Raw genomic sequence first — 24,231 nt, forward strand, 5'->3', positions numbered from 1 at the left:
CGAGGCCCTGTTCGTCAAGTTCGTAAATCTCGTCTAGCGCCAGCTCCATCAATCTGGCGGGCCCGCGTGCTTTGAAACGACAGCAACTAATTGAGCTCGTGGATCGTGACACCTGGTACAACCGTCTTGGCGATCTCGCACAGGTGCTGGTGATGGGTGAGGTAGATCACCTGACCCGCGGTCGCCATCTCCCCGAATAACCTGAAAACCTCCTCGGACCGGACGTGGTCGAAGGTTTCCATGATGTCGTCGGCGATGAAGGGCACGGAGGGCCTAAGCCGCGCAAACTCGTAATACCCTGCAAGCCGCAGGGCCAGGTACAGCTGGAACCGGGCGCCCTTCGACAGTGCGTCAGCGATCTTGGACTGCCCGTCCCGTTGCACGGCGATGAGGACTTCGCCGCCCTTCACCGGTTGGGTCGTCAATCCCGTGTACTGACCGCGTGTGATGAGCGCGAAGGCGTCAGACGCCCGCGCCATCATCCCTGAGCGATGACGCTCGCGGTAGACGCGCAGAGCGTTCCCAGCAGACAATATTCCCAGTTTCAGTTCGATGTAGCGGACAGCCTTTTCCTCGATGTCCAGCAAGACGGTGCGCCGTTCGGCATCGATGCGGGCAACAGCGCTGTCGCCGCCAATGGCGTCCAGCTTGTCGGCCGCGCGCGTCTGCCGAATGAGCTGTTGCTGCATCGCTTCGTCAAGATCTCGCAGCCGTTGCTCGCCTTCCGCCCTCTCGATGGCGAGGCCATTCCAATCGAGAGCATCTAACATCGAACGCGCCTGCTCGAAGCCTTCCATCGTAAGCTCGGCCGCCACCTGCTCCTCGAGTTCGGCGACCGCATTGCGCAGGCGATCCCTGTGGCGCAGCAGCTCGTCGCGTTCGACGACTTCGGAGAGCGTTGCTACGCCAAAGACGCCCAAAACCTCGTTCTTGCGGCGCTCGTGTGTCGAAATCTCAGCATCGAGACTCTCACGAGCGTCCTGGAGGCGCTGCAAATCCGTGACGACGGTCGCCTTCGCCTCACGCGTGCGCTCGGCCCGCTCCAGACGCTCGGCAAGCCGGATCGCCAACTGTTCCGGTTCGTCGTCGTCCGCCGGCTCGCCCGCTTCGGCTGCAAGGGCGGTGACCTCGACCAGGAAACTGGCCCTGTCCTCCTCCATCTTTTCGACGCGGAGCTGCATAGCCTCCCGCTCCTCGAGACTCTTGGACAGTTCAGCCAATTGATCGAGGACGGTGCCGACGCCAGATGCCGAAAGCCCGTTCTCGAGCCAAGTGCCCTTGAGCGCATCGGCAATGCCGGCCAGCCATTCTTCCTCACGCCGTCCCGCCACATCCACGGCTCGTCGCCTGGCGGCGAGTTCCTCCTCCTTGGCGCTGACAGTTTTGAGCGCCTGGGCATGTTCGGCATCAACCTTGCGCTGCCGGTCGAGGAACAGCTCCGCGACGGCCATCATCGTCTCCAGGCTGTCGACGGCGTCCGACCCGATCCCGACGCTTTCCAGCGCCCCGCTGAGCTCCAGGCGTACTCGCTCGCCTTCATCGGCCGCCCGCCTTGCCTTCTTGCGGGCAAACTCGATCTCCTCCCAGGCTTCGAGCGCAGCGCTGTGGGCAGAGAGATGGCCCTCGATGCGTTCGGTCATGCGCTGCAGCGACGGTTCCAGGCATTCCCCGAGCAGATCTTTGGCTGCCGCGCGCATTTCCGACAGGACGGTGCCCGCATCCACCTCGACCCGTGCAAGTTGCCCGCGTATGCGAGCAATGTCGGCCGCGGCTTGGGTAAATTCGCGCGTTGCTGTGCGGATTTCGGCAAGCTCGGATGCACTGGACAGTCTGCCCGCGCCGACATTGTCGTCACGGGCTAACGCCGTGGCGAAATCATCCGCTGTCTCGCCGGTAAGCTCGCCTCGATGCCTCGCCCAGGCCTCGTCACGGGCACGCCGGATGGTAGCGGCCGCTTCATCGTCGGCGCCAGCGACAGAGGTACGAAGGGCGTCGAGACGCGAGGCGAGCAAATCGTGATTGCCCTGGTATTCGGCGAGACGTTCGGAAAGGACGGCTCTGTTCCTGCCAAGCTCCGCCGCCAGAGCTTTCCAGCCGCCAAGCTGCCTGGCGCTCGGGACGGAGATCCTGGCCAGCGCCCCGGCATCTCCCGACCAAGGGTGCAATCGACCCAGTGCCGCCTCCCACCGGATGACGGCCGCGTCCTCCGCCTCGCGTGCCGCCTTGATTTCGCCGAGGTGCCCGCTCACCCTCGCCTTCGACAGTATCGAGCTCAGCCTTGCCCTCGCAGGCTCCGGCACCGCCCGTTCCTCGCCAACCCGGCCCCGCGCCGCCTGAAGCGCATCCAGCGCCGCTGCTGCCTCATCGCGAGCGACGCGCAGGCGGGTCGCGATCCCGGATCGCTGCTCGAGCATGGCGCGGACACCGCCAACAGTGGCGGCAGGCAAAAGTAGCGCGGCCGGATCTCGCTCGGAAGACCGTCCCAAGGCGGCAAGACAGGTCGTCACGGCGTTGTTGAGGATTTGCCAGTCCGTCCGGCGATTTGGCAGGTCCAGGCCTGCCGCGACATGGCGCACCTTGCTTTCCGCCAAGCCACGAATGCGCTCGGAAATCGCCAGGATCACCTCGTCGACGTCGACCAACTCGGTCTTCGCCGTCAGGCGTGCGACTTCGTTGACGTTTGTGGAAAGCCGCGTTCTCAGACTGGCGTCGTCATCGATCAGGCCGGCGATGCTGCCTGTCCAGGTCCGCGGCGGTGAAGTTATGTCGGGCAACTCTGCCAGTTGGGCTGACTTGCGCCAGATATCGGCCAGGATCGGGCGCGCGCGCAAGTGCCTCCCAATGACATCGAGCCGGGCTGACAGTATCGATCGTTCGGTGATGGTGCGGTCGTATTTTTCCATCGCGTCGCGACGTTCGACTTCAAGACTCTCGTAGGTCGACGCCAAGGTGTCGATCGCATCCCTGCGCGACTTGAGTTCCGCCAGGCGCTTCTTGAGCAGCGCCAATTCGGTTCCCTGGGCCTGCTTGCGATACAGTCCGTCCGCTTCGGCCTCCAGCGCGCTCAATGTGTCACTTACATGCCCAAGACCGGCGCTGGCCGTAAAGAGAAGTTTGCCCAGGTCTCCACGCGACTCCAGGATCGATTTCCCGCCCGCTTCCAGCGTCTCATCGTCCAGCGAGAACATGGTCTCGCATGCATCGCGTGACAGACCGGCGAGATGGGCCGTTATCGCCACATCGCTCACCGGTTGGCCCTCAGCGTTCAACAGTGAATTGCTGCGCTGTTTCGTGCGCGTGAACGCATGCTCGGCATCACCGAGTTCCAACACACCGCCGATGCGCATCGCGCTATACTCGTGCAGGAAATTATAGCGGCTGCGTTCCTCGATGCCGAATAGCAAGTCCAGATAGCCTGAAAGCGCTGTCGATTTGCCGGCCTCATTAAGGCCAAACACGATATGCAGGTCTGGCCCCGACACCGGTTTCGGCCCGAAGTTGATCGTCCTGTCGGTAAACTTTCCATAACGAATGAGGTCAAGGCGCCGAAGCCTCATTGCGATCCACCTGACTTGAGGCGGGCCGTGACCAGGTCGGCGCCACTGGCAAGAACCCTGTCGAGGAACAGCTCCAGCGCAGTCTCGTCCTTGCCAGCGAATTCGCGCCCATCGGGCGGAAGATCCGCGATTGTTTTCAGGACCAATGCCCGCGCCTCAGCTCGGAAGGCTTCCGAGCTGGCGCCGGCGCGCATGGATTGGGCGAGTTCGAAAATCGGATCGGCCTCACCGGGGGTTTCCATCCTGGGTGGAATGAGGCCAAGCTCAAGCTTCTCCACCCATGTGTCCCCTACCTGTTCCGCTACCTGCTCGGCCTCGGCCAAGAGAAGGTCCCTGTCGCGGATAATTGCCCACGACAAAGGCGACATCCCCGTGAGACCGAGACGGACCACGGCATGACGCGACGTCACAGAAGCGCGGATCGCTTCGAGCGCGGATCGGACACGCGCGACGACTTCGAACCATTCCACTGCCCCGGTCAGATCGGCGCTCACCCGTTCGAATTGCACAACGCTGGTCAGCCTTTCCTCGATCGCGACCGAGCGGTCGTCTCGTATCGTCACCAGGGTGACGGACTTCTCGCCGGCCTCGTTGATGTCACGGCCTTGCGGCATCCCTGGCATCACCACCGTGCTCACTCCAGGATGGACTTGGCGGACATGGATGTGGCCGAGCGCCCAATAGTCAAAACCATGGGCGTGCAAGTCAGCGACGCTGCAGGGGGCGTAAACGTCGTGGCCGGCCGATCCGGCAAGGCTGGTGTGCATGATGCCCACATTGACAGCTCCTTCGCGAGCGGCCGGATATTTGGGCAGCAGGCTGTCTTGCGCCTTCGGGTTGGCAAAGCTCAAGCCGTGGAACATGACGTCCAGCCCACCGGCCGTGTGCAGCACTGACTGGGGACGGCCGCCAAAGATCGTGACCGTGTCCGGAAACACCAGCTGTTTCGATATCCGAGACAGGGCGTCGTGATTTCCGCGGATCTTGAAAACCCTGACATCGGCCTGGTGGAGGCGTGCCATCTGCGACGCCAGGAACCTCGCCGTTTTCATCGACGTCTGATCGCCATCATAAAGATCGCCAGCAATGACGAGCGCATCGACACGTTCCGCAAGGCACAGATCCACTGTCGAGACGAATGCCTGGCGACTTGCGTCTCCGACGAGTTCTGCAAGATCGGGGTTTCGCATCGCGAGCGAACGGAGCGGCGAGTCGAGATGGATGTCGGCCGTATGTAGGAATCGAAATGCCATTCGGCGGTCTCCGGCCTCTGAACACGAGGGCGCCTATGCCGGCGTTATTGTCGCCGCTGCCTTATCACGTTGGAGGATGCAGTTGTCAAAGCTCATCCGGAGCTTGGCTTGTGCCTTGCTGGACTGATGGCAGTGGGACCACAGATCAGCACTGCGCCCTGGACCAGGCACTCCTCGCCTCGAACCGACATCGTGCTGCGAACCCATTCCTCAATGGTACTTCTGGCCTCTGTTATCGAATGCCATCTTTGTGCCCTCCAGCACGTCAACGACAGCTCTATTCATGATCCCGTCTTCGATCGAGCCTGACTGGTAAGAGATTCGCGCGCCGTTCTTCCTGTCGAATGTTGCGTGTATGATCTGCTCGGCATCGCACACCACCGCCAAGTTTGGATTGTGCGTGACCATGATGATTTGTCTGGCCTTCTTCGCCTCGTTGAGAACTGGCACGAGCAGGCTTACGACCGTCTCATTGTCCAGATTCTCCTCGGGTTGATCGAGCACGATGGGATTTCGTCCCTTGTCAACCAGCAGATAGAAAATCAACAGCAAGGCGCCTCGTTGCCCGGGCGACAGCTGTTCTATCTGCGTATCCTGAAAGAGCAGGGTGTACTTCGGCTCCAGATACTGCAGACCGAAGAGATAATTGTAGACGTCTGCCGGCTCCTTGTCCTTGCGCATGAGAACCCTGATCCCTGGAACCTTGCTCGCTGCCTTCTCGGCGCTCTCCGTCAGCAGGGAAGCGACGTCCTCGGCAAAGCCTGTCGCATCGGTCGCACTCGAGAAACGATATCTCTCGAACCGGCTTCGAACCGCGATGAAGCTCTCGTCTTCCCCACGCAGCTCACCGATATTCTGCTTGATGGCACCAAACAGGTTGGTAGCAATGGCGTCAGGTGAGCCCAGCAGCCTGGCCTGGAATTGAAGCTTGTACTCGTAGCGGATCAGAGAATTGCTCTGAATCAAATGTTGCAGTGGCGTGAACAGCTCCTCCCGCGCGGCTCGCTGTTCTTCCAGCACCGAAAATATCTGAGCGGTTACCTCTCGTCGTGATGCCCGTTCTTGCGCAAGCTTCGTCGGCAGTTGGTTTATTTGAACAACCCTTAGCTGCAATCCCTTGAGGCTCTCAGGCTCGGTTTCCGAACCCTCGATCGCCTCCAGTGCGGTTTGCCATTCCTTCAAGGCTTGTTTGTACGCCTGGTATTTCTGTTGCGGCTCGTTCAATTTTTCAGAAAGCCGATTCTGTTCGGTGACCAGTGCGATCTCGGTCGTAGCGGCGCTTTCCACGTTCTTTGCGATCGTTTCGTCGCTGTTGGTCAGCGTCTGGTGGTACTCTGTCAGGACGTCACGATTGACGGTCAGGGTGATCAGCTCTTCTGCTTTCAAACCGGCGGTGGCAAGGTCGTCGGCGATTTCGGACAGGAAGGCTGCGAGTTGCTTCTCAAAAAGCCCAATGCGCTCCCGGATGTTACGAACCGACCGCTGCTTTCTGCCGATGATCTGCCTGTCATCGGCAGCCTTTCTGGTGTCATTCTTCAATTGCTCCAGCGCCGCTCCGATCTCCGCAAGTCTGGCGCTTGCCTGCCGCTGATCAGCAGTGAGTTGGTCCGTGGGTTGCTCGACTACGGGTGGTTTAATTGCGGAGTGTTCCTCAATCTGCGCCTCCTTGAGCCGGATCTGCTCCTCGAGGTTTTTTTGCACATTGGGGTGAAGCTGATCTTCGATACCCACAATATGCTCGTTGAGCGCCCGCAGTGATTTGCGAAGTTCATTCGCCCGAGCCCGGAAAACGTTTTCTTGCTTGTCGATGAGTTGGTCGAAACTCAGAGCCTCGAGGCGCACGTTGTTCGAGACGTGAGAAAAGATCACCTCTCGGAGTTCCTTCTCGAACTCGTCAGTCTTGCCTGACACATGATCATTGCACAGAGCTTCGAACCGGCCTTGCGGAATGTACCGGACGAGTTCGACCCGTTCAGCCGACGGATCGTCGGCAAGGCTCATCACACACGGATCGCCAGCGAGCCAAGAGAGTTCGCCAACGAATTGGCGGGCCGGCTCTCCTGCTTTCCCGCGGAATCGATCGCGTTTCAGAAATGAGAAGTGGGCGCTTTGCTGGGAGTTGCCCAGCAAAGCCAGGATATCGGCGAGCGCGCTCTTGCCGCTCCCCTTGTTGCCGATGATCGCAATGAGGTCGGGGTTTAGAGGAATGTCTGTTCCATGCAGCCAGGTGTCTGCAAGCGTGCTATCAGACGCCTTGCCTACGCGAATCCTATCTATGTAGAACGTCTTATGCTGGTTGATGCGCTCCAGCTTCGGTGGTCGTTCACCTAAAAATGAGCGCTTCGCGGGCTCTCTCAGCGCCTGCAACAAGCCCTTCCAGGTTGGATCAGTCTTGATCCACGTGCGCTTGCCGGACGGAAAGTCGCCGTATCCTCGCTTATCGTTGGTTCCGTTTCCCCGGAAGCAATGAGCATCGCTGCCCGACACGGCAAGTCGGGGTATACCTTTCAGTGCAGCCTGGAAATTACCAAGCCATTTCTTATTCGTCTCTGTCTCGACACCACAAAAGGCTGCCCAGAGATCCGGCCTTCTTGTTTCAAAGATTGGAGACGATTCGAACAGGCCTAGCGCATAGGCGTAATGGTCGGTCCAGTTGACGGTGTCGAGACCGTCGTTGGTCGAGAAGGGCATAAAGCCGACTGCACGAGCCCCGGGTACAAGGCGGATCGCCTCCTTGTATGAATCGACATTCACTTCCGCGATTTTACAGCCGGCGATGAACGCCTCCGCGTCGTCCGACGCAATTTTGCTCTTCTCAAAACCATGTTTTGCCAGTTTGTCTGCGCCCGCATATCGCGCATACTCGATGAGCGCGTCGCGAGACAGGGGTTGATTGATCAGTTCAAGCTTCAACCGAGAGAGAAAATCTCTGAGATGCTGATCACTGATCTCATTGGAGAAAAGAACGTGGGCATTCAGTCGTCCCTCCATCGGCGCCGCCAGGCGGAGTTCGATACCAGGGAAGACAGTTTTCATAAGCTCCGGCGCAGCCTGCTGGACCTGCCGCGCCTTGAGGGCAAACCAACCGTCGAATGTCCAGTAGTCCATGAGCCCAAACGCTATCGGAGCAGCGTCATTGAGGGCGCGGATCATCTCATCGATGAGCTGATCGTTTCTGGCTTTATCTGATCCGAGCCGTTCGCCGTCCCAATGGAATGATGCTGGCGAATGTACGTGTAAGTCCCACTCACGCCATTCAGATCCTCTGGAGTACATATTCAGGAGCCCTCCGGATCAAGGCATTGGCTTTGCCGTGATCCCCCCATTCCCGTTCAATACTATCGACTAGGCGCGCGCCCCATTTCTTCTTCTATGAGGGCGGACTAGATTCGGCAAGCGGGACGCTCGACCAATTCTGCTCGAGCCGGGTGCCCGATGACGTCAGCAAACGACATGCGCTGGCCCCCTACGAGTTTGATGTCGCCGTCGCCCGGCTCGTCGATTTGATGCGTACGTGCCAAAAAGTTCCAGGAATAACGGTCCATCAATGCCAAACCTTCCCTGCCCGTGATCTCGCCACAGGCTGAGCTTGCCGAGTAGGTTGAGTGCGGTCTCACAGGTCTTCTAGGTGGACGAGTTCCCCGTCAGGCCAGAGCGCATGGCAGGTTTGGGACTAGTTGGAGCCCCGATGAGCGAAAGCCCGGCATAGGGAGCCTGTGGCAAGCCAAGTACGCTCGCCAGCGTCGGCGCGAACTGATTGGCATCCGCTTCCTCAATGACCTGCGGCGCAATGTTGCCACCGGAGAGAATGAACAACCGATCATCCTCCCGGCTACCCGGCCGAAAGCCATGCGTGGATATCGCCTGCGGCTTGCCGATGGCGGTCAATTCCCCTGTTGCATCCCTCGGCCGTTCCTCGAACGAATGCCTTGGCGGCGCAACGAACATGGCGACCGACCCGCGCAGAGGCTCCGGCAAGTGCAGGTCATTCCAGCGTTCCACGCGAAAGTCCGACAATCGCTCGGTGGCCTTCTCCAGGTCGCCGGGGTTCTTCAGCGACACGTAGAGACTTGCTCCTTCCGTCATCCAGAGCATGTCTGGAATGACCGCCTCGGGGAAGATTGCGGTATCGACCGTGCCATGCCCGTGGTCGCTGGCAATCGAAATCACATAGTCATTGCGCCGGCCCGAGCGATCAAGAACCGCCAGCAGGTCAACATGTCAGCGAATTCAATGGACCAGATCGCCGCGGAACTGCCGTAGCCGAGATCGTGCTGAAACGCGTCCGGCATCTCGATTTCTGTCAGGATAAGGTCCGGCGGTTGATCGGAGCCAAGCAGGGCAACCGCTGCCCGGTTAAGAAACTGATCGACTGCCAAGCCCGCGATCAAATGCGGCGCGCCCTCATCGACCGGATTGAGGAATGCCTCCATGTCAGTCAGCCCAGCCGCGGCAAGCCGCCCGTTGGGATCATGAATGGAGCGGCAGGCAGCGAGAGCCTCCGGGGGTACCGCCTTGCTGAAACGGTGACCGGTCACGAAGCCGCGCAACCACCAGGGCGAAACATGGACCGATGTGTCGGCGGGATCGACGAGGGCCTGACCGATCGCCGCAACATCAAGGCCGGCTTTCGTGGCGTGTGTCGCAAGCGTTGGGGCCTGCAGATCCGCGGCGAGAGGTGCTACGAAAATGTCGCCCCGAAAAATGTGATTGCCATAGATGCCATGCACCTCCGGACCAACGCCGGTCAACATCGTCGCCCGGCCGGGCACGGAAGTGCCGGGGATCCCGGATTTCAGGCGGCGAACGCGCAGGCCGCTGTCGGCCAACCGTCTCATGTTCGGGAACCGGTGCGCACAGGTTTCGAATGTGTCGGCACTAACGCCGTCGACGAGGACCGAGATGAGCTTCTTTTGCATCGGGAACATCCACTAGCTGAGCGTCGGATCGAGTTTGTCGCGCAGAAAATCGCCAAGAACGCTGACGGCCACAGCGGTCGCCACGATGACGATGCTGGGGGCGAGCAACATCCAGGGAGCCCGCGTGATATATTCGCGGCCGGTTCCAACCATAACGCCGAGGCTGGTCATCGGCGGCTGGACACCCAGACCGAGGAATGACAGGCCGCTTTCGACGAGAATGATTTCCGGAAACGTCACAGTCGCCGCAACCAGGAGCGTGGCGGCGCTGTTTGGCAATATGTGGCGAAGGTAGATACGCAAGGGATGAGCGCCGAGCTGACGCGTTGCGCCGGCATACCCTTGCGCGCCCGCGACCAATGCCAGTCCGCGCGCCAGGCGGGCATTGCGCTCCCACCCGTAAAGCCCCATGAGCCCGACAAACAGCACCAGCGAATTGCCGAAAAAGGCCAGCATCGCAAGCGCGACGATGAGGAAGGGAAGTGAGGCCTGAACGTCGATAAGCAGCAGCAGGAAATGCTCGACGAGCCTCCGGCAATAGGCCGCGACAAACCCGATTGCCGTTCCGACGAAGACGCTGATCAGGGTTGCGCCGAAGGCGATCAGCAAGCTGGTGCGGATTGAATAGTATAGACGCGAAGCGACGTCACGACCCAGATCGTCGGTGCCGAACAGGTGCGCGACGGTGCCGCCGAAACCAAAAGGCGGATCGAGGCGGTGGCGGAGATCCATTGCGGTGATGTCATGCGGAGCGATCAGCGGCGCGGCGATTGCGATCAGGAGCATGAGGCAAAGCCAGAGCGACGCAATCAGCGTCGGATGGTCAATCTTTTGTTTCTTGCGCATGCGGCTTGCTCAGTGCGATGCGGAGCGATTGGTCCGCAGGCGCGGATCGATGACGCCATAGAGCAGATCCATCATCAGGTTGGCTGACGTCATCGTCAGCGCAACGAGGAAAAGGATCACCTGAACGACCGCGAGATCGCGGTTTCCAACGGAGACTACGAGGAGTTGGCCAATGCCTGGCCAGCCGAAGACGTTTTCGACCAGCACCGCGCCGGCGACCTGTCCGCCAAGCATGAGACCCAACAGGGTCAGGACGGGAATAAGCGCATTGGGGAAGGCGTGATAGTGGATGACCTGGCGCCAAGTGACACCCTTGGCACTGGCTGCCACCACATAGAGCTGCGACAAGACCTCGATCATGGCGCTGCGGGTAAAGCGGGCGATGATGGCTGCTCCGCCGACACCAAGTGTGAGCACCGGCAGGACGGCACTTTGCCACTTGTGAGCGCCGCCGGACGGAAACAGGCCGAGCGTCACCGAGAAGATCAGGATGAAGATAAGCCCCAGCACAAAGCTCGGGACCGTGAAGCCGAGCACGGTCAGCATCATCACGGACCTGTCGATCCAGCTGTCGCGATGCATGGCGGCATAAGCGCCGATCGGGATTCCGATCAACACGTTGAGCGCGAGCGCAGGAAGCATCAGGGTCAACGTCAGAGGCATCCTCTCAAGCACCAGATCTATCGCAGGCTTGCCGCCCAGCATCGAGTTTCCAAAGTCTCCATGCAGGGCTGCCCAGAGATAGCGGACATACTGGACGTAAAGAGGCTGATCCAATCCCCACCGCTGGCGGAATGCCTCAAGATCCGGAGCGCGAGCACTCGGCCCAAGGATTTGCAGCGCTGGGTCGCCTGAGGCCCGCAGCACGAGGAATGTAAGAGTGACCACCACCACGATCGAGAGTGCCGCCCGCAGTATCTTGGGGCCAATGTAAAACGCCAAGGATGTCATCAGTGTGCCACCAGATGGCACGCAACCTGTCGGTTCGGTCCAGTTGCTCGGACCGGCGGCTCGATCTTTCGGCAGATATCCTGCGCCAGAGCACAGCGCGGATGGAAGGGACATCCGGTCGGCCGCTTGGCAGGACTTGGCGGCTCGCCGGCCAAGGGCACGTAGTGCGCAAAGCCGCCAGGAAGTCGTGGCATCGCAGACACAAGGGCCCGGGTGTATGGATGAAGAGGCTGATCAATCACGACGTCAGCCTGTCCTTCCTCAACCACCCGACCCAAATACATGACGACGATGCGGTCGCTGACATGTCGAACGATCCTCAAATCATGGCTGATGAACAAAATGCCCAACCCGCGCTCGCGTTGAATATCCATGAGCAGGTTGACGATCTGCGCCTGGACGGAAACGTCGAGCGCCGACACTGGCTCGTCGCAAACCAGAAGCGAAGGGCTTGGCGCAAGCGCGCGCGCCAGCACCACGCGTTGGCGCTGTCCTCCGGAAAGCTGATGCGGATAGAGCGCTTGCTGATGTTTGGTCAGACCGACGGCTTGCAAAAGCTCGAGAACGCGCTCGGCACGACTTTCGGCTTGTCCAATCCGATGGATGATCAAGGGCTCGGCAATCAGATCACCGACCGTCATGCGCCGGTCGAGCGCTGCCAATGTATCCTGGAAGACAAGCTGCATGCGCTGCCGCTTTGCGCGCCATTCCTTTGTGTCGGCCGGCGGAAGTGGAATTCCCTCGAACAGGACTTGCCCGCTGTCCGCGTGCTCCAAACCGAGCGCAATGCGTCCAGTGGTGGACTTCCCGCAGCCAGATTCGCCAACGACGCCAGTCGTCTCGCCTTTTTTGACCTCAAGCGACACCGCATCGACGGCGGTCAGCAATTTTTCCGGCCGAAGATTTGTCTCCCGATCGGGTATCTTCGGCTAACCTCATTGAGACGCAACAATGTCACTGGCGCGCCCCCGGGGTGGCATGGACACAACGGACGACGTGCCGCGACGAAACGGTCGTAAGATCGGGCCCTATGGTGCTGCATCGGGGATCGACACTTCGGCAGCGGGGCGCATAGGCGCAGCCGTCCGGTACAACGCCGTAGGGTGGTGCACCTGGAATTGACGTAAGCCTGGTGCGTGGCCCGTCCGAGGGAGGGATGGCTCCGATTAGGTCACGCGTGTAGGGATGTTGCGGATCTGTCAAAAGCGTTCGGGTTGGCGCTTCTTCGACAATCCGCCCGGCATACATGACACTGACTCGATCGCAAACCGCGGCGACCGCGGCGAGATCGTGGCTGATCATGACCAGCGCCATGCCGGTATCGCGTTGGATTTGTTTGAGCAGCAGCAGGATCTGCGCTTGAACCGTGGCATCGAGGGCGGTCGTCGGCTCGTCCGCGACAACCAGCTCGGGTTGACCCGCAAGCGCAATGGCGATCATCACCCGCTGGTTCTGACCACCTGACAGTTCATGCGGATAGGCACTCATCCTGCTTGCGGCGTCGGGAATGCCAACCTGGTCCAACAGCCGTTTCGCCTCAGTGCGTGCGGCGCCGCCGGTCAGCCCCCGATGCAGGCGCAGTGTCTCGGTGATCTGGGCACCAATGCGATGGACCGGATTGAGCGCGCTCGCCGGATCCTGGAAGATCATCGCGATGCGTCCGCCTCGCACCTTATCCAAAACCGCCTGCGGCGCACCGGCAAGGTTGGTCTCCTCCACCCAAGCTTCACCGTTGATGGTTGCGGATTTCGGCAGCAGGCCGAGCACGGCGCGCCAGGTGACCGACTTGCCGCAACCGGACTCGCCGACAATGCCGACCGCCTCGCCCTTGTTGACGATGAGGTCGACGCCGTGCAGCACCGGCAAGCCGCCAAACGCTACCGTCAGTCCGGCGATTTTGATGGCAGGCCTGGGTAGGGGATGATCAGCGTGGAACAGCGCGGTACCCGCGCTGTTCCTGGTCAATGTGGTGAGCATCGAGCTCAAGCCACCGGCTCAGACGGCATTTTTGGACCGAGATACATTTGCGGTAGCGGATTTGGCTGCCAGACAACATCTTTCTTCTGGCCATAGATGAACGGCATGGAGTGCAGCGGCGTAATGCAGGGATCGTCGATCTCGACAATGTCCTGCATGCGCTTGAACGCGGCCTTGCGTCTGGCAAGATCGGTCGTCGTTTCAAGCTCGTGACCGAGTTTGTTGAACTCGTCGTTCGTCCAGGCGCCGCTCGATTGCAGGTCGTTGGTCGGTCCGATGATCTGCCAGAGCATCGACACCGGGTCGGCGTAGAACGCCCCGCCGGAGGTGTCGTTGATGCCGCCGATGTTGCCAACCTGATCCCAATTCTCGCACATCATCAGCTTGACGTTGATGCCCGCGGCTTTCCACATTTCGACCAGCGCCTGATTATCGGCGAGCTGCATCGGATAGTAGGTCCCGACAGTCGGGTAAGGGATCTCCTCGCCCTTGTAGGACGACTTGGCGAGCAGTTCCTTCACCAGGGCCGGGTCGTAGGACACGCCCTTGCGCTCGGGATCGTTGATCGCGCCGAAGATCGGCAACTGCCAGCCGTTGAGCGCCTTGGCACGACCGTTCCAGAGACCGTCGGCCAACGCATCGCGGTCGATGGCGAAGGCCAGGGCACGACGCAAATTGACATCCTTCAGGACTGGCGTCTTGAGCGGAGCGAAGGTCAGGAAGCGAAACCACATGGCCTCACCACCCGTCACGGCAAGGCCGCTGACGCCACCGATCTCGGAAATATGATCGGGTGTGATATCGGTGACGATGTCGTAGTCGCCCGCCTTGAGACCGGCGACGCGGGCTGCAATTTCGGGCAGGCGCTTAAACCGGATGGAGGTGAAAGGCGGCTGGCCGCCCCAATAGTCATCGTGGGCAACCAGCGTGATCTCGTCACCGGTCCGCACGTCCCCGACTTTGTAAGGACCCGTGCCGATCGGCCTTGCTGCCCAGGCGTCATAGTTCTTGGCAGCTTTCCATGCCTTGGCGCTGACGATCTGTGTACCCCAGGCGCCGAGGCGATTGGCGAAGACGGGATCCTCCGTAGCAGTAACCAGGCGGACGGTCCGATCGTCCAGTTTCTGGACGTCGGCGATTGACGACAGGAAGTTGGCGAAGACAGCGGCACCGGGGGCCTTGTCGCCGCGCAGCCGCTCCGGGCTCAGCGAAAAGACGACGTCATCAGCTGTCATCGCCGAGCCGTCATGGAATTTGACATTCTCGCGCAAAACGATCTCATGCGTCTTCGCGTCGATCTGCCTCAGTGACTTGGCAAGCGCGTAGTTGAGGCGGAAATTGTCGTTATAGTCGGTCCGCAGCAGTTGATCGAAGATGCTGTACTGCACCCGCCAGGAAACATTGGCGATGGAGGACGCATCCACCGGCTCCAGAATGGTACGCAGATCCTGTACCGCAATATTGAGGCTGGGGCGCTGTCCGGCGGCCATGATCGTGCGCGGCAAAGCCATTGCGCCGGCCGCCATCGCCGTCATGCCGAGAAATGTGCGACGTGTCGTTTGCATATCAAAACCCTCTTGTTTTTGCCGGGACGACGAGCCTTGCGAAGTCGATTGCGGTCCCTTCCCGAAGCGGGCAGACATATAGCGGACTTCCATGACGCTTTTGTGAGGGTTTTAGACGGTATGCGGAGGTTTTTCGGACTTGCCGCAGTTAGCATAGCCCGGAAAATGCCACATCAACGCCTACCGCAGGGTTTGCCGGCTTCGTGTTTGCGGGATTATGACGGTTTTTGGGGGTACAAAATCTCGGCCCCCGCGGCCTCGAGCGCCGCCAGCATGTCATCTGGCGGCTGCTGGTCGGTGATGATTGCGGAGATTGCCGAATGCGGCAGTACCCGGTAGCGCGCTGAGAGCCCGAACTTTTTGTGATCGGCGAGAACGACAATCTGTCGGGCCTGCTCCGATAATGTCGCGGCGAGAGCTTGGCCTGCCTCCTCGTGGTCGAAGACACCCTGGGTCGGATGTACGGCATTGACGCCGATGAAAGCGGTATCGATCTCTTGCTCGCGAAGTGTGCGTAAAGCGGCAAAACCGCTCACTGTCCGGAAATCAGCATTGAAATCGCCACCGAGCATGACGACGCAATGTCGATGCCCTTCGGCCGCGGCAATGGCAGTGTCGACCATGTTGGTGACGATGCGCATTTCCGGCAGAACCCAGATGCGGCGGCCAACGACAGGACCGTGCTGCCGCCGCCAAAAAACAGATTCTGGCCGGGCTTGAGAAGATCCATCGCGATCGCGGCAATAGCGTTCTTTCCGTCGCGCTCCGAGATCGTGCGCGATGAAATGGCCAGAAGCTTGGGCTGCTGTGTGGCGACCGCACCGCCGTGAACGCGCACGATCAACCCGTCCTGTTCGAGTTGCTTGATATCGCGGCGCGCGGTTTCTTCGGAGATGTTGAAGTGCAGCATCAGATCGCGGATGCGCACTTCCCCATCCGCTTGGATCATCTCGATGAGCTTTTTTTGGCGGCTGTGGCTGAACGACATGTTTCTCTCGATTGGCGTTGGCGCAGACTAACCAACTCGACGAGCAAATGTCACTGGCAGAGGGGCTGGGGTCGAGCGTTGTCCAAAATTGGCCTCTGCGTTGAGGCGAGAGACCAATAGAGCGGGATGAAGTTATTTCAGATCGTATCCGGCAATAGCGAAGTAGTTTGAGCACTCGAGGGGTGTTATCCGGTTGAGGATTTCGCCGATCGCCTGACAGACGGTTTCGGCGGTCCGTTTAGGGTCTAGCCCTCAAACAGTATGTCGGCATAGTCCATCGCACCGTGCAGGACGTGGACGATAACAACCTGCTCGCCATTCACACGATAGAAAATCAGGTAGTTTCCATGAACGCGGCGGCGGATTTCATGCCGTTCATAGCGGGGCACCAAAGGGAAAGCTTTTGGGGACGTTGCTAGGGTTAGGCATTTCTGTTCCAGCTCATCCACGAATGACAAAGCTCGGGGCGGATTATCCTTCGCGATGTAGTCGGCTATCTGCCGCAAATCCGCCTTGGCTTCGGTCGTAAAGCGCACTTTCATTCGGCCGAGCCCGGCAGCATGGCTTTGTAGCGTTCCCGCAGTTCGCTGAAAACATCTTCGGCAGCATGGGTTCGCCCTGCGTCAGCATCGGCTATTCCACGCATGATTGATGCATCCAGTGCGGCCAGTTTCGTTTCTCGATCTTGAACCAGTCGCACGCCTTCCCGCAGAACCTCACTTTTCGAGCCGTAGCGGCCCGTTTCGACGAGTTGCTGGATGTAGCTTTCAAGTTGTTTGCCCAGATCAGCGCTGATCATATGAATCTCCCTCGGTCACGGCATACCTCAGATAGGGCTTTTATCAACTATTATCAACATTCCTTGTCCCTTCAATCACACTTGGTACACCCAGAGTGACGAGCGAAATTGCCAGCTGACGAGCTGAGGCGAGCTGTGTTCTTGTGGGCTTTGCTATCTCGCACAGATGCTGATCGTGCGTCAGATAGACGACATCTCGGTTCGAGGGCGGTGCCCCTGGCCCTTTTTTGCTGCCGTATAGGCCGAGGAATTGACGTGTGGAGATCGGCTGAAATAGGCGCAGCGCCGTGCCTTCGACGGGAAGGCCCTTCCCTGTCGTCTTCTGCCGAACCCAGGCGCCATCAGAGCGGAGCCTAAAGTCGGCCGGGTTGCAGGCGATCATCGCGCAGACCGCAGGAGCACGGCACATGCCTTCTTCGGCACCGCCAGACCCACGCATAAGCTGAAGGCAACAGGGCCAGACCGGAGCATGAAACGTAAGGACAGGGCACGGCCTTTCGTGCCGACCGAAATCCACGTTGCCACATTCGATGATGCCGGCAGCACTATCGGCATCCTTTCGATAGCGACAACGGAAGGACTTCTAGAGATCGCACTGGATCAGGAATCCGCCAACGCCATCATCAAGGCCATCGGCACTATTAAGTCCAAGCTAGACCCAAGCACGGCCCGGTGAAGCCTGGTTCGGCCATATCTGCTCGTCGCCCAGCATCAGCCTGTAGCTCTCATTCAAGCTGGGCATGATCGTCAAAGCCTCTTTGGCCGAATAGAAGGTCGCAATTGTTGTGACGTTGCCGTCTGCGACGCGCTCTAGGTGTGGAGCCTCAACAGGTTGTCCCCGGTTAGGCCGAGGCGGCTGATTGGTGTTTTGGACTTTAGGCTGCCGTGAGGTCGATGCCAATTGTATCGGTGCAGCCAGACGGAACGGCCAGGTCGTCGTGCTCAAGTACCATCATTTTAGCCTGGCGGTGAACGCATCCCGACGCATGCAGATGTGGTCTGCGGTCAATGTCGACTATGATGCATCGAAAAGGACCTCCAGCGGCCGTGCATTCTTCGGGCAGGATCGTTGGATCCTTGATCCGCGCATTCCCGCGCAATACCAGTTAACCGATGCCGACATCTACGCCCCGGCCAAGCAGATCGACCGCGGCCATATCGTGCGCCGGGAAGACAACGCTTGGGGTGATACGCCGACGGAGATCGAGTTCGCCAATTCCGACACATTCACTCTTCCCAATTGCACACCACAGCATGCCGCCTTCAACCGCTCTCAGCCGGGCAAGCAGTGGCCGGGAGTTCAGGGCCTCTGGGGCGGGTTCGAAAACCACATTCAACGCGATCTACAATCCGGGGACACGCGCGCCTGCATTATAGCAGGCCCCCGTCCTGAAATCCTGACGATCCGTCCGAGGATTTTGGAACCGGTCCGGTGCAATACCCCCTGGTCTTCTGGAAAGTAGTTGCGGTCTCGGCTCGCGACATCAACGGTCGCCGATCGCTACGCACCTACGCCTTTAGGCTTTCGCAGAAAGACGTTGTCGATCGGTTCGGAGTGGAATTCGCACCGGGTGAATATGCCCGCTATCAGGTCGCCCCGTCGGCAATCAGTGAAGAGACAGGCGTCATCTTCGACGATGTCTTGTTGCGAGCCGACACCCACGCCGAGGCGTGATAGGCGGCTGTTGTCTGCCGTTGCGCCGCCGGGCAACCCGGTCCAGCACCGCGGTGCGCTGGCCGAGGCGCGCGGCGGCCGATTTCATCCTCGGATCAGAATGTCTGGGCAAAGCCTACGCGCAACAGGAGAATACAGCACTCGTTTAAGGCAGCGGCCGGCCGCCGCAATCGGGCTTTGCGCAGAGCATACGGGTTTCAGCCTCGAGGCCGCTGACCTGCCTCGCAGTACCTTTGAGGTCGATGAATTCGGACACCGGCATGGCGAGTGATCGGCCTTATATGGACCGCCCTTCCGGCGCTCCATCAACGAAACGCAGCTTCGAACTCCGCACCAATTGGCGAATTTGCCTGCGCCTTGCAAGCTCGGCGCAGCCGTTCCACGCCAATCGCATCCGACCGCCGGTCTACGCCTCCACCTTTTCCGCTGCCCGATTTGCAGGCAGCGATCCATCGCATCGCGGAGCTTGTGTCTTCCAAAATCCCCGCCCGTTTCGCAAAGCCAAGAAACGCATTGTGAGCCGCGGCTATAGGCTTGTACCCGTCGTGCGCGTCAAAACACGCCCGAAGGGCGGTCTGATGGATCAGGTCTCTGCGATCTTCAGGCCATTCATCGAGAAACTCGATTGCGTCCGCAAGGCCGGCAATCTCTTGCACGATAACCGTGGCACGCCTCACGAAGATGGGACTGCCGAAAACTTCAGCGTTCATTCATTTCCTCCGACCTGCTGAACGGCTTATCTGTGTAAGAGGCCGGCGGATCGACGCCCCGGTGACCATCGCAGAGTGTGTTGTCACGGCGACGACGGTTCGATCGGGAAGAAGCCGCATTTGCGCCCGAGGGAAATCATGGATCTCGTAGAGTGCCGCCTTTGCTGGGGGCACCGGCGGATCCGTTCTTCCATCGGAAGTTCCGGTCCGTGTTGAGCGGCTTACTTTTGGGCCAGGCGTCATCGTGACCTCATACCCTCCCCAAGCCCGCGCCCTGAAATGGTGATCGATGAGCGCGGTAGGAGGTGTCGATTCCTTTCTATGGGCCGATTTGCAGGTATCTCCGGCCGTCTGACCAAGTCAGGCGGGCTTGAGACCCCTCAGCGTCTTCTCGAAGGCGTCCTTGACCGGCTTGGAGACGTCAGTCACCGCTCTTTTGGTAAGCTCCTGGAATTCCTTGGCTTGCTCAATGCCGATTTCGACGCGTTTGCGGAGGAAGGCAGTCTGCAACTCAAAAACTTCTGACGGCGACTTCGCACCGACCAGGGCCTCGAGGTGAGAGAAGGCGGCTTCGGCATTGGCGCGCAGTGCGGCGATCGTCTTCAGCGACAGCTCGTTGGTGACCGATTTTGCGGTTTCGGCGGTTGACTCGAGCGCCTTATGAGCGTCTTCAGCACCGGATTGTAACCTGGCAAGAGCTTCTTTCGACTGCTCGACATTCTTTTCGGCAACGGCGCGAAATTGATCGGTGGCCTTGCCAGGGTCGATTGCCGGAAATTGAACCGTTTCGGCGTTTTCGCTGGACTTGTCGGTGGTGGTCTTGGACATTTCCGTAGCCTCCTGCCTGAAGATGTTTTCTTCCCCGCGGCCAGCATACTGAGCCCCATACGTGACAGCTGTATGTGCGCTTCGAAATACCTGCGGTCCAAACAATCTGATCGGAGCTTCGAACGACCACTCCGTTCACGCGTCAGCCCCAATCAAATCCGCAAGATGCAGCATGAGTTGTCGGCGCGCACGGAGCCGGCACTGGAAGCGGGGCCGCGCGTTCGCGAAGACCGCCAGGCATCTTCATTCCCTCAGCCAGAACCGGAATATCTCGTCACCCGCTATGGCTCGGAACTAGTGACAACCGCGTCACAGATAACCGCTTTGCCGCAAGCCTTGATGAGGTGGCGGCAAAGGCCACGGCTTTGATCGCGCTGCCCTCGAGAACACCGCAGCAGGCGGACCTGGCTGCAGGCGACGACGTTATAGCATAGCCTCTTCCAAGGTAGCCGGATGATGTCAAGCGTGTTGGCCGGTTGAAGGGACCTCGGGACTGCGCCCAGATTACCGCCGTCGAAAACCCACTTCGGTGCAAGTTTTGCGCGCCTGGCCAGGGCCCAGGAGCACCTTAACAGCGGGTTCTCAAACCACGTGCACTGCGCCCTGGACCAGGCACTCTTCGCATCGAACCGACATCGTGCTGCGAACCCATTCCTCAATGGTACTTCTGGCCTCTGTTATCGAATGCCATCTTTGTGCCCTCCAGCACGTCAACGACAGCTCTATTCATGATGCCGTCTTCGATCGAGCCTGACTGGTAAGAGATTCGCGCGCCATTCTTCCTGTCGAATGTTGCGTGTATGATCTGCTCGGCATCGCACACCACCGCCAGGTTCGGATTATGCGTGACCATGATGATTTGTCTGGCCTTCTTTGCCTCGTTGAGAACTGGCACGAGCAGGCTTACAACCGTCTCATTGTCCAGATTTTCCTCGGGTTGATCGAGCACGATGGGATTTCGTCCCTTGTCAACCAGCAGATAGAAAATCAACAGCAAGGCGCCTCGCTGCCCGGGCGACAGCTGTTCTATCTGCGTATCCTGAAAGAGCAGGGTGTACTTCGGCTCCAGATACTGAAGACCGAAGAGATAATTGTAGACCTCTGCCGGCTCCTTGTCCTTGCGCATGAGAACCCTGATCCCTGGAACCTTGCTCGCTGCCTTCTCGGCGCTCTCCGTCAGCAGGGAAGCGACGTCCTCGGCAAAGCCTGTCGCATCGGCCGCACTCCCGAAACGATATCTCTCGAACCGGCTTCGGCATCGCAAATGTACTAGGCGCCTTCGCATTTTGAACTGATATACCACTCGCGGTCACGCCTCTTTCATCAGCCGGAGGCGTCGTGGCGCCCCCTCAGCAGCCGGACGGCCGCCGCCGGCAATCGATTCAATCTGTAGGAGCGCCTCGCTGAAGCTGCTGCCTGCAACGGATAAAAACGGCTCTTCTTCCGGCCTCATGATGCCACGCTCAGCCCACGGTAATCTGACACAGCTATAGAAATTTCTAAGCGCGCGCCTTTTTGCAGGCTGCGATCCACTTCATGGCGGACATCGGATCTTCCAAAATCTCACAGCGCTTGGCAAAGTCGAGAAACGCGTGGCGTGCCGCGCTCAAGGGTTTCTGCCCATCGCATGCATCAAGGCACGCCCGGAGCGCCGCCAGGTGAACTAGGTCTTGCTGATCTTCGGGCCAGTCATTGAGGAAGTCGATAGCGTCCGCAAGATTGGCAATCTCTTGAACGATGTACACGGAACGCCTCACGAAAACGGGGCTGCTGAAATCCTCCGCGTTCATCCGTCTCTCCTCCTCGTTTTGCGCAGAACCGTCCGCATTGCCCGCCGACCGTCGCACAATGTGTTGTCGCGGCCATGGGTGTTCAAGGGGCGCGGAAGAATGGGAAGCACCATCGACACCCGGAAGCTCATCCGGATCGCATCTGCCTGCTCGATGATGACGTCCTCGGTATCCACAAGTCGGAGGGCCTTGGCGAAGTGATACGGTGCAGGACCTGTCGGCGCTGCTTACTGCCCGGACTGAGTACGCCCCGTTCGGATTCCTAGTGGCAACTGCCCTTAGCAGCAGGTCTGGGCCGGCGAACCTCGCGAATGGCCAGTGCGCGCGATCATTTTTGGCCCGCCGTGCCATCCCACTTACCGATTGCTTGTCACAGCCATACCGGCCAGACCCGCTCGCGAAGCGCTTGGAAGAATCCTTGACGAAGTCGGCCGCCAAGCGGTGGGCAATCGCAATCGCCTCGGCGTCGTCGCCAGTGCCGATCGAGATTGTGCTCGGCAAGCGTCGAACGTGTTCCGGCGGGTTCGAACAGCTTGTTGGTCGCCGCAATCGCGATCTCGGTCGACAGGATTTTCGATTCCGCGGTGACGATCCGGGGCATGAGCGACCGTCTCGGCGGTCGGCTCGGCGACCCCCCGGTCTATTGCCAGACCGGCCTTTTCCAGCAGCGCCTGCGCGGCGTGTCATCTTCACCAGCCGCGGCCAATCGCTGGGCCGGCAGCATGGTCGTGTAACGGAACCCTTCGCTGCCGAAGCGCTCGCCAGCAAATGCCAGATGCCGCGACGTGCTCTAACTCGGCCGCGGCATCAGTTTCCCGCTGGCTATGGAAGGCGCGCTGAAGCTCAAGGTGATTTCCTAGTATCCACGCGTCGGCCGGCGGAGACGGAACTGCGCGGCCGTTTACGCGACCTCGCTTATGACCCTTGTCTGGAATGTTCTGCCCGATTACATCTTTCGGCGAAGTCGGGGTGAATTGCTCATCCCCCGTCGATAGGACCAGCCTCCCACAGCCACACCCACTGTCGAAGCCTCACGATGCTCACCCTTTGCCCTTCATTGTCCGGGGCGACAGTACCCTTCCCGAAGTGCTTTGTGTTGACCGCTACTACTGTCGGGTTTGTCGAAAGCGCGACCATGATGTTCGACCCGGTGCGCTGACGCAGCTCAGTGGAGTCGTTGAATAACCTCCCCAAACTCTTTCTGAGGCGCTTGCCGCTCAGTTGGCATCATTCTTGAGTATCTCTCCGGTGCGGCGGCGCAGTCGGCCGACCCGCGTCACTGACCGATCTTCTCTCACTCGAAGGGAACCAACAATGAGCAACGATATGTCAGCCTATGGTGTGACCGAGTTGTCTCCTGAAGAAACATCTGCAATTGCGGGCGGAAACCCTTGGGCAATAGGTATGGCCGTTGCTGGATTTATTGCCGTGGGAGGTCTAGCCATTTGGTCAGCCTGGAAGGCCCGGCATCACTGAATAGCAGTCATTGACTGCTAGGAAAGGAGACGACGATGAACGAATATATGCCATCCTATGGTGTCACCGAATTAGCTCCCGAAGAAGCATCTGCAATTTCGGGGGGCTACTGGGGACTGCTTTGGGTAGGTGCTGCAATAACAGCTTACGTGGCGGCGACTTTCGGGTGGTAAGGGGCGGTACGTTCCAAAATCCACGATTAGAACAGAGGTGCCAAGGCTGATTATGCTTCGTCCTGAACATAGCCTAGGGCGCGTCCATAAACGGCAAGCTGCTGATATTATTGAATGAATCCTGATTTTGGGTAGGCAAGGCCCGGCGGGTTCAGATGCACTTCGAGATCAAGCCATTGATTCCAAAGCGTTTCTGCCACCGCAGGAGCCGACAATGCGCCAAGAACGCACCGTCCAATCCAGTGTATTTGATCTTTTCGCCGGACACGAGATCGGCTGTGAATTGAAGGCCATGTCGAAGAAGAGCGCCCTCAGGATCGAAGACATGATCAGCCGCCGCTGGGTCTATCGCAAGCTGCGCAACTTCGGCGCTGGTATCGAGGCCAGCATCTCCTGCCTGAAGCGCGCCTATGGCTTGGCCCGCTGCACCTGGCGCGGGCTCAACCACTGCAAGGATTACGTCTGGTCCTCGGTGGTCGCTTACAATCTCGCCCTCTTCACCCGCCTCAGATCGACCTGACCCCAGTCTTCGGGCCGCGTTCACAAGCACGCCGGCGAGCGCCGGCCGACACCCCTATGACCCCGTTGCCGCCAGATCGACCCCCGGCCGCAACCTCCATGCCCTTGTACCATCACGCGTCCCCAAAACATCGCTTCAGCAGGCCAAAGACCACTGAAAGCTCCGGGAAAACAGCCGTTTATGGACGCGCACTAGGCTAGTAAT

General features: G+C 59.6%; 20 protein-coding genes and 7 pseudogenes. 7 read left to right on the forward strand and 20 right to left on the reverse strand.

Annotation, left to right across the window (positions count from 1 at the left end; genetic code table 11):
- Window positions 1-86: 86 nt before the first annotated feature.
- The 14 genes and pseudogenes from ACWGS8_RS31900 to ACWGS8_RS31965 all read right to left on the reverse strand — a co-directional run bounded on the left by ACWGS8_RS31900 (window position 87) and on the right by ACWGS8_RS31965 (window position 16,855).
- Window positions 87-3,557, reverse strand: a complete 3,471-nt coding sequence (locus ACWGS8_RS31900; protein WP_454584668.1) for an AAA family ATPase — start codon at window positions 3,555-3,557, stop codon at window positions 87-89.
- Window positions 3,554-4,810: a metallophosphoesterase family protein gene (locus ACWGS8_RS31905; protein ID WP_454584669.1), complete on the reverse strand. Its 1,257-nt coding sequence runs from the start codon at window positions 4,808-4,810 to the stop codon at window positions 3,554-3,556. Before ACWGS8_RS31905 ends, ACWGS8_RS31900 begins: the two co-directional genes overlap by 4 nt.
- A gap of 210 nt (window positions 4,811-5,020) precedes the next feature.
- Window positions 5,021-8,086: a TrlF family AAA-like ATPase gene (locus ACWGS8_RS31910; RefSeq protein WP_454584670.1), complete on the reverse strand. Its 3,066-nt coding sequence runs from the start codon at window positions 8,084-8,086 to the stop codon at window positions 5,021-5,023.
- Between the two features lie 348 nt (window positions 8,087-8,434).
- Window positions 8,435-8,980 (reverse strand): hypothetical protein, encoded by a 546-nt coding sequence (locus tag ACWGS8_RS31915; protein ID WP_454584671.1) that lies wholly within the window; start codon window positions 8,978-8,980, stop codon window positions 8,435-8,437.
- Window positions 8,977-9,729, reverse strand: a complete 753-nt coding sequence (locus ACWGS8_RS31920) for an alkaline phosphatase family protein (RefSeq protein ID WP_454584672.1) — start codon at window positions 9,727-9,729, stop codon at window positions 8,977-8,979. The genes ACWGS8_RS31915 and ACWGS8_RS31920 overlap by 4 nt, the downstream gene beginning before the upstream one ends.
- 12 nt (window positions 9,730-9,741) lie before the next feature.
- A complete protein-coding gene (locus tag ACWGS8_RS31925; protein WP_454584673.1) occupies window positions 9,742-10,575 on the reverse strand; it encodes an ABC transporter permease in 834 nt (277 codons plus the stop codon).
- A 9-nt stretch (window positions 10,576-10,584) separates the two neighbouring features.
- The gene (locus ACWGS8_RS31930; protein ID WP_454584674.1) at window positions 10,585-11,526 is read right to left on the reverse strand and encodes an ABC transporter permease; all 942 of its coding nucleotides are present in this window, start codon (window positions 11,524-11,526) and stop codon (window positions 10,585-10,587) included.
- Window positions 11,526-12,484, reverse strand: a pseudogene (locus ACWGS8_RS31935) (ABC transporter ATP-binding protein). Before ACWGS8_RS31935 ends, ACWGS8_RS31930 begins: the two are co-directional and overlap by 1 nt.
- Window positions 12,481-13,503, reverse strand: coding sequence for an ABC transporter ATP-binding protein (locus ACWGS8_RS31940; protein WP_454584704.1), 1,023 nt, complete (start codon window positions 13,501-13,503; stop codon window positions 12,481-12,483). The pseudogene ACWGS8_RS31935 and the gene ACWGS8_RS31940 overlap by 4 nt, the downstream one beginning before the upstream one ends.
- A gap of 5 nt (window positions 13,504-13,508) precedes the next feature.
- Window positions 13,509-15,068, reverse strand: coding sequence for an ABC transporter substrate-binding protein (locus ACWGS8_RS31945; protein WP_454584675.1), 1,560 nt, complete (start codon window positions 15,066-15,068; stop codon window positions 13,509-13,511).
- Between the two features lie 215 nt (window positions 15,069-15,283).
- The gene (locus ACWGS8_RS31950; RefSeq protein WP_454584676.1) at window positions 15,284-15,709 is read right to left on the reverse strand and encodes a hypothetical protein; all 426 of its coding nucleotides are present in this window, start codon (window positions 15,707-15,709) and stop codon (window positions 15,284-15,286) included.
- The gene (locus tag ACWGS8_RS31955) at window positions 15,601-16,056 is read right to left on the reverse strand and encodes a DeoR family transcriptional regulator (protein WP_454584677.1); all 456 of its coding nucleotides are present in this window, start codon (window positions 16,054-16,056) and stop codon (window positions 15,601-15,603) included. Before ACWGS8_RS31955 ends, ACWGS8_RS31950 begins: the two co-directional genes overlap by 109 nt.
- Window positions 16,057-16,301: 245 nt before the next feature.
- Window positions 16,302-16,598 (reverse strand): type II toxin-antitoxin system RelE/ParE family toxin, encoded by a 297-nt coding sequence (locus ACWGS8_RS31960; RefSeq protein ID WP_454584678.1) that lies wholly within the window; start codon window positions 16,596-16,598, stop codon window positions 16,302-16,304.
- Window positions 16,595-16,855 carry a type II toxin-antitoxin system ParD family antitoxin gene (locus ACWGS8_RS31965; RefSeq protein ID WP_454578547.1) on the reverse strand — a complete coding sequence of 87 codons (261 nt, stop codon included), beginning with the start codon at window positions 16,853-16,855 and terminating at the stop codon, window positions 16,595-16,597. Before ACWGS8_RS31965 ends, ACWGS8_RS31960 begins: the two co-directional genes overlap by 4 nt.
- 469 nt (window positions 16,856-17,324) lie before the next feature.
- On the opposite strand from ACWGS8_RS31965, the gene ACWGS8_RS31970 reads away from it, so the two are divergent.
- Window positions 17,325-17,531: a hypothetical protein gene (locus tag ACWGS8_RS31970; protein WP_454584679.1), complete on the forward strand. Its 207-nt coding sequence runs from the start codon at window positions 17,325-17,327 to the stop codon at window positions 17,529-17,531.
- A 134-nt stretch (window positions 17,532-17,665) separates the two neighbouring features.
- On the opposite strand, the pseudogene ACWGS8_RS31975 reads toward ACWGS8_RS31970, so the two are convergent.
- Window positions 17,666-17,773, reverse strand: a pseudogene (locus tag ACWGS8_RS31975) (IS481 family transposase); the annotation flags it as partial.
- Here ACWGS8_RS31975 and ACWGS8_RS31980 point away from each other — a divergent pair.
- Window positions 17,761-18,318: a DNA/RNA non-specific endonuclease gene (locus tag ACWGS8_RS31980; protein WP_454584705.1), complete on the forward strand. Its 558-nt coding sequence runs from the start codon at window positions 17,761-17,763 to the stop codon at window positions 18,316-18,318. The pseudogene ACWGS8_RS31975 and the gene ACWGS8_RS31980 sit on opposite strands and share 13 nt — an antisense overlap.
- Entirely contained in the window at window positions 18,288-18,530 is a 243-nt protein-coding gene (locus ACWGS8_RS31985; RefSeq protein ID WP_454584680.1) for a hypothetical protein, read from the forward strand. Before ACWGS8_RS31980 ends, ACWGS8_RS31985 begins: the two co-directional genes overlap by 31 nt.
- Window positions 18,531-18,949: 419 nt before the next feature.
- Here ACWGS8_RS31985 and ACWGS8_RS31990 read toward each other — a convergent pair.
- The 5 genes and pseudogenes from ACWGS8_RS31990 to ACWGS8_RS32010 form a co-directional block, all read right to left on the reverse strand.
- A pseudogene (locus tag ACWGS8_RS31990) lies at window positions 18,950-19,240 on the reverse strand (DUF982 domain-containing protein); the annotation flags it as partial.
- A gap of 360 nt (window positions 19,241-19,600) precedes the next feature.
- On the reverse strand, window positions 19,601-20,068 hold the full coding sequence (locus ACWGS8_RS31995) for a phasin (RefSeq protein WP_454584681.1): 468 nt from the start codon (window positions 20,066-20,068) through the stop codon (window positions 19,601-19,603).
- 655 nt (window positions 20,069-20,723) lie between these two features.
- Window positions 20,724-21,323, reverse strand: a pseudogene (locus ACWGS8_RS32000) (AAA family ATPase); the annotation flags it as partial.
- A gap of 244 nt (window positions 21,324-21,567) precedes the next feature.
- A complete protein-coding gene (locus ACWGS8_RS32005) occupies window positions 21,568-21,858 on the reverse strand; it encodes a DUF982 domain-containing protein (protein WP_454584682.1) in 291 nt (96 codons plus the stop codon).
- Window positions 21,859-22,318: 460 nt separating this feature from the next.
- A pseudogene (locus tag ACWGS8_RS32010) lies at window positions 22,319-22,541 on the reverse strand (SfnB family sulfur acquisition oxidoreductase); the annotation flags it as partial.
- Between the two features lie 93 nt (window positions 22,542-22,634).
- Here ACWGS8_RS32010 and ACWGS8_RS32015 point away from each other — a divergent pair.
- The 4 genes and pseudogenes from ACWGS8_RS32015 to ACWGS8_RS32030 form a co-directional block, all read left to right on the forward strand.
- A pseudogene (locus tag ACWGS8_RS32015) lies at window positions 22,635-22,715 on the forward strand (SIS domain-containing protein); the annotation flags it as partial.
- 457 nt (window positions 22,716-23,172) lie between these two features.
- Window positions 23,173-23,334: a hypothetical protein gene (locus ACWGS8_RS32020; protein ID WP_454584683.1), complete on the forward strand. Its 162-nt coding sequence runs from the start codon at window positions 23,173-23,175 to the stop codon at window positions 23,332-23,334.
- Window positions 23,335-23,369: 35 nt separating this feature from the next.
- The gene (locus ACWGS8_RS32025; protein WP_454584684.1) at window positions 23,370-23,507 is read left to right on the forward strand and encodes a hypothetical protein; all 138 of its coding nucleotides are present in this window, start codon (window positions 23,370-23,372) and stop codon (window positions 23,505-23,507) included.
- Window positions 23,508-23,796: 289 nt separating this feature from the next.
- Window positions 23,797-24,027: pseudogene (locus ACWGS8_RS32030) on the forward strand (transposase); the annotation flags it as partial.
- Window positions 24,028-24,231: the final 204 nt, after the last annotated feature.

This window comes from Mesorhizobium sp. 43Arga, from assembly GCF_053714255.1.